The sequence below is a fragment of the Exobacillus caeni genome, assembly GCF_005747095.1.
In the GTDB taxonomy this organism is placed as follows: domain Bacteria; phylum Bacillota; class Bacilli; order Bacillales; family Guptibacillaceae; genus Exobacillus; species Exobacillus caeni.
This window is the reverse complement of sequence record NZ_SWLG01000019.1, coordinates 23605-35496: the sequence shown is the minus strand read 5'-3', so window position 1 is coordinate 35496 and position 11892 is coordinate 23605. Positions and strand designations below refer to the sequence as shown.

Genomic DNA, 11892 nt, shown 5'->3' with positions numbered 1-11892 from the left:
TCAATAGAGTGTAAAAAGCTAGTAAAGATTGTAAAAATAGGAAAAGAGTCTTGAGAGGGGCTAGTATAATAGACTTAGATGCGGTGCCATCAGTTCGGTGCCAGGCACCACTAATGGACATCCATTCTATTTTGTCTTTTTGAGGAGGACGATGTTTTGTTTTAAAGGGGTTGGAGCGTCAATATACTTTTTATATGTTTGTTGGTCTGGAAAGTAAGAGAGAATTCGTTGTGGGGAAACAAGGGAATATTTGTTTAGAGTACCAGGGGCCAGGTATGATGTATAGCTGCTCCATAGATAATGTTCAGGCTCCTGAACCATACCAGCTCTGCATGGATTAAGATGGATGTACTTACTTACATCTATCTCATATTCCTGGTTTTCTATTAACTCTGCTCCGTATCTTCCCTGGAATACATGGCCTACTAAGTCATATTTTCTATTAAAGTACTTAGCATAAGAAGTATTGATCTGAAGCATTATTTTAGTGATTGAACTTTCGCTAGTTTGTAATTGAAGATGGGTATGATTTGTCATTAAGCAGTATGAGAGGAGGTTGAACGGTATCTTTTCTTTCGTGTTTTGGAGGAGTCTTAGGTAGAAGTTACGGTCATAATCATCGAGAAATAAAGGGGCTTTTCGGTTTCCGCGGCTTGTAATGTGATACATTGCGCCAGGATACCATACTCTTGGCTTACGAGGCATTGAAACACTCCTTTTAATGGGGATTTGTAAAACGAGGGAACTTTTGAAGGGTAATTTTAGATTACCATAAATGAAGGAGAGCGAATACAAAAAGGTGCCAGGCACCGTCCGTGGACAAATGTCCACGAAGGGTGCCTGGCACTACTACTAGAAACTTATTGAATATGCTTTGATAATTGGCTTTCTGTATTGGTTGAAATAGATCCTGTTCCGCCAAGAATGAAGATATGGTCTGTTTCACCGTGATGTTCGGTTAGTAATGTGTTTACTTTATCTTCTACTCTATCGGTTCTGGTTAGCAGGATTGGAGCCCATTGATCAGCGGCTAATGGGGATCCTGATAACGCGTCAGAGAAGACATCTCCTCTGGCAAAAACAAGGGTGCTAAGATCCATTCCCAAAGTATCCATACCGTACTTTGCCACGTTGACTGCAACTTCGTAACGGTCCTTCCCGGCCAAACGGTCAAGCGTTGCTCCCGATCTTAGTTGCTTTAGCTGCGTGGATACCTTTTCAGTAACAGTTGCAGTTCCACCCACGATTACAAAGTTTTTAATGTTTGGGTTGTTTTTAATAAATGTTTTAACAGAATCCGGTACGTAATCTTTTCTCACAAGTAAGATTGGCGCTCCTTCGATACCTGCTACAGATGATGCAGAAAGAGCATCCGCAAATACTTCCCCGCTTGCAATATATGCTGTATCAGTTTCGGTATAAGGAACTAGTTCATTGGCAATTTTTGCAGACACTTCGTAACGGTCTTTGCCTCCGATTCTTTCAATCTGTCTAACACCAAGCTGTTTAAGCTGAGCTTCTACACTTGTTGAAACCGAGCCAGTTCCTCCAAGGATTACTGCACGATACGGGTGCTGTGCTAGTATTTGATTTTTCACCTCTTGAGTCAGTGAGTCTGTTCTAGTTAACATCACTGGTGCCGTTTCTAAGGATGCAAGCGGCCCACCTGCCAGTGCATCAGCAAAGACATCTCCTCTGGAAATAAAGATTGTTCCACTGTCATACCCATAAGAAGCTAAAGTCTTACTAACGTTAGCAGATACCTCGTACCTGTCCTTTCCACCGATTCTTGAAGTCCCGGGCAATGTCATATTATAAAAAGACCAGGTCTTGTTGCTACTTGCATTTTCAGTGATAAACAATAGATCATTATCTCCCTTATGCAGCTCTACTTGCTTGCTAAAAGGTCCACCAGGAAGAATATCAGGCTTGTTGTTCACCTGCAGGAACAGCTCCAAACCATCACTCGTTCCTTCTACAAGTTGTTTTGAAGAAGAGCCTTTTGGCAAGCGGTGATCATGCTGCATAGGTTTTGTTACGTTTATTTCTGGCAGATCTGTATCAGGTATAAATGTTAAAGGCCCTGAAAGTTGATACTGGTAGTTTACTGGCTGTTCACTATAGCCTAAAACGGTTAAATAATACGTTCCTGCCGGTAAATCGTATTTTTCTCCCTCTGACGGTTCAAAAACTTCCTCTGTCGTAACATTATAAATAAAGTAATCAACTTCTTCTAAAGCGCTATGGGTTGGTACAACCGTGAACGTTCCTCCTTTTGTGTCAAACAAATATTCATGGTAATTATAACCATCAATTTCATTTGTAAAAGTGACTGTAGGAGACTGGGCAACAGTTGCCTGAACAGAAGAACTAGCTGCAGAAGCAATCTGTCCTTCCTCTAAAAGCTGTTGGTGCACCGATAATACTTGTTCTTTCTTTTTTTCAAACAATGAATTTTTAATACCAAAATCTTCTGCACCCGCTGGAGTGGCAAAACTTGAAGCAAAAAGTGCTGCAGCTACCAAAGTAGAAACTGCCATGGACCCTTTTTTAAACATTACATCCCCGCCTTAATGGTTAATAAAAAACTAGATTAATTTTACTCAAAAAACCACCAAAAGAAACGGGCCTAAAAGACTATCATTTTGAATATTTTAGGTGCATTACTGTAACAGTGCCAGGCACCATCTCTTTCTGTTTCAATTTCTTTCTAATTAATAAACCCACTAAGAAAATCAAACAGGGAATGTTCAATAATGAGAAGATCAGGTACCTATTAGTCATATCGCCTGGCGATATGACAAAAAAACAAATAAATAAAAGTGCCAGGCACCGTTTATGGACAGTTGTCCATATCGGGTACCTGGCACCGAATTTGGCACAGACTTTGTCTTTTACTTAAACACTGCGAATTTTGTTAGTTGGTTTGATTTGGTGATGATCATCTTGTCCTGGGTTACACTTCCGAGTTGCTGCCATTCTTTTGTTTGCTCATTGTAGTTTTTGAAAACTAGATTTTGATTTTTCATGTTTTCTACGTTAAAAGCAGCAAGTACTTTATCTTCGAATGTTTCGATCTGTTCTTTCCCCTGGGTTACAGAGAGGCTATAGACGGGTGTTATTGCGCCTTCTACACTTTTCTCTTCCTTAAGCTCGATTTTTGTCTCTTTATGTCCCGGGAAATTATTTGCTGGAATCATAACTAGAACATCGTCGTTTTGAATACCGATTTCTGCGTTCTTTTCCTTAAGCTGTCGAATCTGCTCAGGGTTTAATGCTAAAGTAAGGTCGGTTTCTTCCACTTTTACGATTAGCTTGCCGTTTTCAGGCACTTCTGCCACGTCTTTGTTGAAGACTTTGGTTTTGTTCTTCTTTACTTTCGGTTGAACGATGACTGCATTGACTTCATTTCCAAAGTCAGCGAAAAGGATATCGCCTGATTGGCGAGGCTTCACCTCATACTTTTCTCCGTTCTGGGCGACGATACCAGTCAAATCCACCGTATCGCCCGCTTCAAAGATAAAGTTATCGATTGTTAAGCCTCTTCCTTCGTGGATGAACACATTCACTGTATTTCTGTCTTTCTCAACTGTGAAAGAGAATCCGCTTTCCTGGTTAACGATATCTTCGATCGTTACACCATCCAGATTAACAAGCTGCCCTTCAACACTTTCGTCCACCTGATCAGCAGTCAGTGTCACAGGTTCTGGAAGTTCCTGTGATCCAACTTTTTCAACAGTTACATCCGTTAAATGGAAGTCGCCGTTTTCTTCAGCAATGATTCCATTAACTTTCACAACGTCTCCTGCTTGAAGCTCAAGGTCTTCGGTTGCCTCAACATACAGGCCTCCTGTTTCATCCTGCAGGTAGAATCCTTTTCCGCCAAACACGCCTGGCTTCGATGTGATGACGCCTTCTACTTGAACTGTTTTATCGGTTCCAGTTTCACGTGCTTCTTTTACGCTCACTTTTTGTATCGGGCGATTCACAATAATCGTATACTCTTTCGTATTTTTACCGATCGCACCGCCGTCATCTTTAAAGATTTCTGTTTTGTTTTCTTCGGATGGCTCGATGCTAACCTTGATTTCATTTTTGCCATAATCAAGGTTCACATCATGGGCAAACGTCATGTCAGGGTTAATCGTTACTTGTTCACCGTTTATTGTAAGCACGCCTTCTTTGATCGCATTTCCTTTTACCGTAACGGTGTCAGCATTAACTGTACTGTTATTGGCAGGTGATGTGATAACAACCGGCTGGTCGATCCAGCGAAGGATTTCATCATTCACTACCATTTTGTTGTTGCCCTGGTTTGTTACGGTTACTTTTAAGTCTGTTCCCGGAGCACCGTATCCATAATAGCTTATATCGTCATCCGATACATCGTTACGAGTATGGTCTGGAAGGCCTTCCTGATCCCATGATTCGCCTTTCACGTATTTGTACGTGATCGTTGTGCCTTCAGGGAACTCTTTTGTGATTTCCCAGTCCGGTGTTACGGCCCCGTTACGGGACATTTCCCACGCACTCGTGCTCCATCCGTTCTGATCGCCAGGCATCGTGATCTTAGTATTTAACGGCGTATATTCCGGCGCATGTACTTTAAAGGTCACTTCCACCATAACGATATCCGGAGTGACAGCCACTGTATTCGAAGTCACTGTATTTCCAGCCTGGTCAAAGACCTTTACCCGATATGTGTACTCTGTTCCGTTTTCAACCGCATGATCGGTATAGCTTGTTGCGGTTGTATCGCTTAGCAGCTTGATGATCTTTCCGTCACGCTCGATACCGATTAAGAACGGATCTGTTGCGTCCACCAGGTTCCAGGAAAGGTTAACCTGGCCGGACTCCTGGATCGGCTGTTCAAGTTCGACGCTTGCTGCCGGAGCGTTTGTATCTTCTGTATTTTGTGTAAACGCGACCGTTAAAGCTTCTGTTGTTTTCCACGTGTTCCCGCTATCTGTAGAGAATGCGTACTGGTATGTGTAAGTTCCTGTTTCCAGTGGACGGAAGGCAGCGGTGAACCGATTGTTGTTTCCTGTCTGACCACTGTAAGTTGCTTTTGTTTCCGTCCAGCTTTCATCATTTTCATGCTTCACTTGAAGCTTCGCGATGAGCCCTTCTGCTTGTCCGTTTTCTGTCGCTCCTTCGATCCAGGCTTCTGCGTTAATATCAAAGCTCTTAGAAAGGTCTAAAATCTGATCGTCCAGTTGCGTGACGTTTCCAACCCATGCATTCGTAAGGTCGTAATGCGGGATAGTGGCTTCATCCGTTTCAACCATTTTAGATTCGTTTCCGTCAGCATCGACCGCAGTGACTGCAAAGTAGTATTCATTCCCGTTGGCAAGGTTCTCGATGGTTGCCGAGTTGCCAGAAACCGTTGCAACTTCTTCATACAGCGCGCCTTTTAATGTAGATTGATAGACTTTGTACTGTGCAGCATCGCCGTTCCATGCTAATTCAACTTTACCCTGTCCTGCTGTTGCCTGTAGATCTGTTACCGTTTGCGGAAAGCTAAGGTCCTGTCCATCATCTGCCACAAGCATGCGGCCGGACATCGCCGGTACCTCTACGGTTACTTTTCCTGATGCAGAGGCCACTGCATATCCAGTATCGAGCTGATCTGTAAGGCTGATGTTATTTTTTAACAATCCTTTAACATCCAACTCAACGGTTTGGGCTGTATTGCCACGGTTGATCGCAACAATTCCAAAATCATTATCAGTCATTCGCGCAAAGGCATAAACATCACCTTCTGCATAAAGCGTTTCGATATCTCCATATGCAAAAAGGCCGGCATTCGAAGTTCTAACTTTTCCTACCTTTTGATAATGTGCGATTAAGTCCTGGTTTTCATTTCCCCATGGATAAGTTCGCCGATCATCAGGATCCTTCGAGCCAGTGACACCTGCTTCATCTCCATAATAGATTGTCGGTGCACCAGGATATCCCATTTGAATGATCGAAGCGAGCTTCAATCGTTTCACGCCAAGTTCATGGTTATAGTTCGGGTCAAATTCTGCTTTTTCATAACTATCTGTCCCACCACCTAAAACATAGACTGCTCTAGGCGTATCATGTGAACCCATCAAGTTCATAAGAGCATAATAAGCTTCTTTCGGGTAATCTTCTTTCACTGCAGTCAGCTGTGCATCGGTGCTTGTTGCATTACCGCTTTTTAAAAAGCCCATGATCGCCTGTTCAAAACGATAGTTCATAACGGAATCATATTGATCGCCAAGGAAGTACTTCGATGCATCGTCCCAGATTTCTCCAAGGATCAGCGGTTTCTCGCCTTCCTTTAATGTTGCTCCGGTGCCGGCGAATTCGTCTGCTTTTAATTCTTTGCGGAACTCGCGCCAGAATTCCATATCCACTTCATTTGCTACATCCAGACGCCAGCCAGACCCACCGTTTGTGATCCATTTCTTAGCCGCGGAATCTTCGTCATACATGATGTAATCAGCAAACTTCTGGTTGTTCAGCTCACTGTCATAGTTCACTGCATCCCCGGGCACACTCTCTATCTCAGGAAGGGAATCAAAGCCCCACCATGCCTGGTAGTCGTAATGTTCTTTGCCATCCTCGCCGGTCACTTTTTCATTTTTAATATTAAACCAGTTGTGGAAGCCGTACTCATCGTTAAAGACCTGTCCTTCTGCTTCCAGCTGGCTGCGCGCTTCCGCTTTAGCTTCATCTTCAGTTAGTCCTTTTTCATTCATCAAGTCATAGATCAGGGACCAGTACTCATATGCTCCGACTGTTTCATATTTTCCATAGCGGTCAAAATAGATCGAATCGTCCCCAACATGGTTAAAAACGCCATCCATGATAAGGTGCATGCCGCGATTCTCGAGCTCATCCGTAAACGCCTTAAACTCTTCCGGTGAACCAAACATCGGGTCGATCGATTTCCAGTCCGTCGCATCATACTTATGGTTCGATGCTGCTTTTGCGACTGGATTCATATAGATTGTATTAACGCCGAGTGACTGGATATAATCCAGCTTTTCCTGGATGCCTTTGACATCACCGCCAAAGAAATCGTTGCTCCAGATTTCGTCACCATTATACCCTTCTTTATCAACTAAACGAGGATTGTCCGGCAGCTGAGTCCAATCACGGTGCTCGATCGGTTCGTTGCCGCGAGCCGTTTCCTTTGCTGTGTCATTAGTAGCATTCCCATTAAAGAATCTGTCAGGAAAGATTTGATAGACTACTGATTCTTTCATCCAATCCGGCGTTTGGTAGCCCGGATCAAATACCGTTAACTGGAAAAGTTCCGCATTGCTGTCTGTCGCTTTCCCTGTATTTCCTTCCGCGGTATCCTCACCGTATTCTGCCTTAGCTTCCTGGTCATGGACGATAAATTTGTAACCGTAGACTCCCTTTGCTTCAGGTACAAATGTTGCTTCCCAGAAGTCTTGTCCGTTTGCAGTTCCTGCTTTTTTCATAGATAAAAGCTTTGATGTTCCCGTGTTATTGTTTTTCAAATAAACATTCGCCTGGGTTAGATCGTCCTGTTTGGAAGCGATACGAAGCGTTACTTCCTCTCCTGCTTTTACCGCTCCAAATGGAATTCGATAAGCTTTTTCCCACGTGTTGTGGTAGAGCTTGTCCTTGCTTATTGCATTGTCTGAACCGGCCGGGTTATAGTCTGTTCTCACTTCTTTTGTCTCCTTGTTAAAGAAGAACGTAATTCGTTCATCGCTTAGTACATTTAACTTCGCGTTTGAACCCGGATACTCCTCTCCCCAGTCATTGCCAAGAACAATCTTATATTCATAGTTTCCTTTTGGAACGTTTGCTGTGTAAGTGTAAATGTTATCAAAATTATCATCAGTCAAAAGCGCTGTAGATGTTGCAGGGCTCCATCCATCGCCAGCATTGATTGCCGGTTGTATATCGCCCGTGATACGTGGCTGCTTTTCTGTCGGAATGGGACTGTACCACGTAGTATCAGCTACCGCATGTGTGCCGTCATGGTAATAGAATGTGACGGCGGTCTCTTCAGCAAGTTCAATTGTAAAGTTACCACCGTTCTTTCCGCCATACCCATAGTTTTCATCCCATGTTCCGTTTATCGCTATTTTATATTCGTATTTTCCTGCTGGAAGTGTTCCTGAAAGTTTGTAAAAATTATTGCCAACAGCCTCCATTTGGGTAGCTTCTGCCGTCGGATCCCACTCACCTGCTGCTCCCAATTCATCCTGCAGGCTTCCTACTAGTGTGACTATGCGATCGTTGCTCGTTCCTTCCGCCTTTACAACAGGGACTGCCGTTGCAAAAAACTGAACGAATAATGCAAAGATTAAAGCATACGACAGAAACTTAATTCTCTTTCGCTGCACTCTATTTCCCCCTTAGAAAAGTAGTTTTTTCCACAAAATTAAAGCTCTTTCACCTCCCGAAAACCGTTTAGTGAAATCGTTTGCATAAATTGCACTGAAAAAGAAAACGCTTGCATTTTAACTTTTTTAAAAAGGATATATATTATCCGCAGTCGATGAGCAAACGTTTTCACTCTTTCTATCATTTTGCCAAAATTTTATTGAATTTTCAACAATCTACTAGATTAACAGTCAGAAAGTCCTCAGAACTGATAAGAATTCATCCACCAAATAAGTAAAAAGTCATAGATTTGAGTTATCCACAAAAAAATCGGGGTCAGACCCCTTTTCAAAACTGTATAATGAATTTAACTTAACAAATAAAGGAAGCACTATGAGATGGATGAAGAATTAAATAACATGGTTGAACGTTTCAGAAAGCAGGCTAAATGGGGCTGTATGATATGGGCAGTTGTCTTTATTGCCATAACGCTTCTGGCCTGGGGAGTCCTAACAGAGGGTTCCTATATATCCGGCATTTCTTACTTTGGAGTTCTAGTGATAGTCATTGTAGTGTTACAGTACCTGCCATATATTACTGTGCCAGCTGCTATTTATAGTCTTATTCGAAAAAAGAACGTTAAAAGATCCGTTGCTGCGCTGGCTGTTATTTCATTAATCAAATTGCTGAGTAACATTCATAGAAACGGACAAGGTCCGACTGAAGTGGAATACTTCTTGTGGCAGTTACAACAGGGTTCGTTTTGGGCTTTTCTATCACTTTTTGGGTATTTATATCTCCTCTATTGGTGGTGGACATTTTTAACGAGGAAACGTACCGGAAGCAAGAGGAATTCGGGGTGTCTCATCTGGACTGCAATAATAATATTAGGACCGGTCATCTTGATGGCTGGCATGTTTTCTTATGAAATGCATTTTAAAGAAAATGTCCTTGTATCAAGTCGGTCACCGAATCATATAAACACTGTTACAGTTGTGCAAAAAGGACAGGCATTCTGGTTTGGCCCATCTTCAGTCAGAATTAAATATGGATCAGAACACAAAGACAGAACCATTCGCAATGATGGAAAAACGCTGGACTCTTCCAATGTCCTCGTCACATGGAAAAATGACGGTGCAGCTACAATAACTTTATATGGAGAAGAACAAGATCCTGAACGCATTACCGTTACTTTCGTGGGAACCAGTGAAGAATTTGAGGAAAAAGAATCTGTGGGCTCCTCCCCTAACAACAAAGAAGAAACTATTGGCTTTTTCACATTTAAAACGAGCGATTCGCCAAACCTTAAAAATGTAATCGAGTTTCGGGAAACAACGTATTCAAATGAATTTAACGAAGTAATAAATTCTACCGTAAGAATTTATTACGGAAATAGGGGCAGTATTTTAGAAAAGTATAAAGAATATGTACCCGGGGAGACTTACACCCCTGAAAATTTCAGGGTTCATTGGAAAAATGACGAGGAAGCAACAATAGAGGTTATCAGGCAAAATGAAAATGGAGAAGAGAATGTGAAAGAAACTTTAGAAATAAATTTGTTAGATTAATTATTTTCGTTGGAGGTGCCAGGCACCCGATATGGACAACTGTCCATTTTCGGTGCCTGGCACCATTGGTTAGCGGTTTTTACATCCACCTTGTTACAAACTGAATGATTATCGGTCCGAGCAATACGATGAACAGGGTCGGAAAGATAAACAACACCATTGGGATCATCATTTTGACAGGAGCTTTCATGGCCTGTTCCCTTGCAGCCTGTCTTCTTACTTCGCGGATCCGCTTCGTTTGTGTTTTCAGGACTTTACTCATTCCAATACCGAGCTGGTCTGCCTGGATGAACGAGTTCAGAACACTCTGGAATATTTCCAGCGGGACACGATCCTTTAAGTCGATGAAGGCTTCCCGGCGTGATTTGCCGAGTTTCATTTCCTCGATTGCATTCTTGAATTCGTCAGACAACGGTCCTTTCATCTCTTTTGAAACCCGAGATAAGGCTGCATCGATTCCCATCCCCGCTTCGATCGAAACGCTGACCATATCGAAATAGTCCGGCATCGCCTTCTCGATGGTCTTTAGTCGCTGTTTCCTTTTTGCACGAAGATAGTAATCTGGGTATATATAACCGAAGACGCCACCCATAATGGCAAACAACATGACTTTTCCCTTCTCCTCTGCTCCGAATACGTAGAAGAACATTAAAAAGGAGAAGAATCCGATTGCAATTACGATTTGCAGAAGTTTAAAATCCAATGCTTTCAGGTTAAACGGATTTCCTGCTTCATAGATTCTGTTGTCAAGCTCTTCCATTTTCTGTCGGGAGAGTTTGGCGATAAAAAACGTTCGTAACTTTGCCCATACAGGCTGAAGGACCCTCTCTTTGAACGTTAGCGGTTTTCTTTCATCATGATTATTTTTAGTTAATCCTTCTTGATGTGTGGCAAGTGACTGGATTCTCTTTTCAAGTTGAATCCTTTTCTTAAACAATCCTGCCAGTAGTCCGTATAAGACCATCGTCAAACAAACAGATGTACATATAAAAAACAATACTCCCATTTCTTATACCTCTACATTCACTATTTTTTGAATCACGATCCACCCGAATATCCCAGAGAAGCATCCAGCAGCAAGCATTGCCCACCCAAGCGGATGACTTAATAACGGACTAAAATACTCTGGGTTAATCATGTTTAAAAGAAAACCGAGGATCACAGGCATCAAAGAGATGACAAGGGCTGAAATCTTCCCCTGAGCCGTCAATGTTTTCAATTCTTCCTGAATTTTTACCCGCTCTCGAATCGTCTCCTGAATCGACTCTAAAAGCTCCGCAAGGTTTCCGCCTGTTGAACGCTGAACGATAAGAGACGTCACAACAAGTTTTAAGTCTTCGTTCGGCAGCCGTGTTAATAGGTTCCCGAGCGATTCTTCAACAGGCACTCCTAAGTTCATTTCTCCGACCGTGCTTGTAAACTCTGGCCCAAGCGGGGAAGGCATTTCTTTTCCGACCATCTGCATCGCCTGCAGGAAACTAAATCCTGCTTTCATCGCATTCGCCATCGTTCCAAGCGTATTCGGCAACTGCTCTGCACATTTTTGAAGACGTTTCTTTTTCTTATTTTTTAAGTAAATTGTAGGAGCCATAAAGCCGATGACAGCAAGGACAAACACCAATATTACATGCAGTCCTAGAATGTAGCCTACAACGGCCATAGCAGCCATTCCCAACAACCTCAGCACAAAAAATTCCTCTGCCTTCAAAGGTAAACCAGCCTCCATCAAAAGTTGGTTCCACTTAACGACAAATGTTTTCCCCCTGAACACCTTTGCTATTTTTGAAACAGTATGCATGAAAGAACGGTATTCACTCTGTTTCTTTCGTGGTTCTTTTTCAACTGCAGGCTTCGGCAGTTCGGATGTCTCTTTCGGTAAAAATTTATCTACTCTCGCAAGATAGGCACGTTTTTTCCCGTTAAAACGGCTAAGTATGAAATAAAAGATCATGGTCAGGAACACGAAACTAACGACAAAAAGCATTTC

Annotated in this window: 6 protein-coding genes; 1 reads left to right on the top strand and 5 read right to left on the bottom strand. The window is 42.5% G+C overall.

Features of this window, described 5'->3' with window-relative positions:
• Positions 1 to 126: 126 nt before the first annotated feature.
• From FCL54_RS19730 to FCL54_RS19720, 3 genes are all read right to left on the bottom strand, one after another.
• On the bottom strand, positions 127 to 705 hold the full coding sequence (locus FCL54_RS19730) for a transposase (RefSeq protein WP_138128668.1): 579 nt from the start codon (positions 703 to 705) through the stop codon (positions 127 to 129).
• 155 nt (positions 706 to 860) lie between these two features.
• Positions 861 to 2558 (bottom strand): cell wall-binding repeat-containing protein, encoded by a 1698-nt coding sequence (locus FCL54_RS19725; protein ID WP_138128666.1) that lies wholly within the window; start codon positions 2556 to 2558, stop codon positions 861 to 863.
• Between the two features lie 336 nt (positions 2559 to 2894).
• Positions 2895 to 8357 carry an alpha amylase N-terminal ig-like domain-containing protein gene (locus FCL54_RS19720; protein ID WP_425467155.1) on the bottom strand — a complete coding sequence of 1821 codons (5463 nt, stop codon included), beginning with the start codon at positions 8355 to 8357 and terminating at the stop codon, positions 2895 to 2897.
• Positions 8358 to 8735: 378 nt separating this feature from the next.
• Between FCL54_RS19720 and FCL54_RS19715 the strand changes: the two genes are divergently transcribed.
• The gene (locus FCL54_RS19715; protein ID WP_138128664.1) at positions 8736 to 9905 is read left to right on the top strand and encodes a hypothetical protein; all 1170 of its coding nucleotides are present in this window, start codon (positions 8736 to 8738) and stop codon (positions 9903 to 9905) included.
• Positions 9906 to 9984: 79 nt separating this feature from the next.
• Here FCL54_RS19715 and FCL54_RS19710 read toward each other — a convergent pair whose 3' ends face one another.
• Complete coding sequence (locus FCL54_RS19710) at positions 9985 to 10911, bottom strand: type II secretion system F family protein (RefSeq protein ID WP_138128662.1); 927 nt, start codon at positions 10909 to 10911, stop codon at positions 9985 to 9987.
• A gap of 3 nt (positions 10912 to 10914) precedes the next feature.
• Positions 10915 to 11889 carry a type II secretion system F family protein gene (locus tag FCL54_RS19705; RefSeq protein ID WP_138128660.1) on the bottom strand — a complete coding sequence of 325 codons (975 nt, stop codon included), beginning with the start codon at positions 11887 to 11889 and terminating at the stop codon, positions 10915 to 10917.
• Between the last annotated feature and the right edge of the window lie 3 nt (positions 11890 to 11892).

What these genes read in the sequence shown, in the direction of transcription:
- FCL54_RS19730 (WP_138128668.1), bottom strand. Translation starts at nt 705, where the DNA reads ATGCCTCGTAAGCCAAGAGTATGGTATCCTGGCGCAATGTATCACATT.
- FCL54_RS19725 (WP_138128666.1), bottom strand. Translation starts at nt 2,558, where the DNA reads ATGTTTAAAAAAGGGTCCATGGCAGTTTCTACTTTGGTAGCTGCAGCA.
- FCL54_RS19715 (WP_138128664.1), top strand. Translation starts at nt 8,736, where the DNA reads ATGGATGAAGAATTAAATAACATGGTTGAACGTTTCAGAAAGCAGGCT.
- FCL54_RS19710 (WP_138128662.1), bottom strand. Translation starts at nt 10,911, where the DNA reads ATGGGAGTATTGTTTTTTATATGTACATCTGTTTGTTTGACGATGGTC.
- FCL54_RS19705 (WP_138128660.1), bottom strand. Translation starts at nt 11,889, where the DNA reads ATGCTTTTTGTCGTTAGTTTCGTGTTCCTGACCATGATCTTTTATTTC.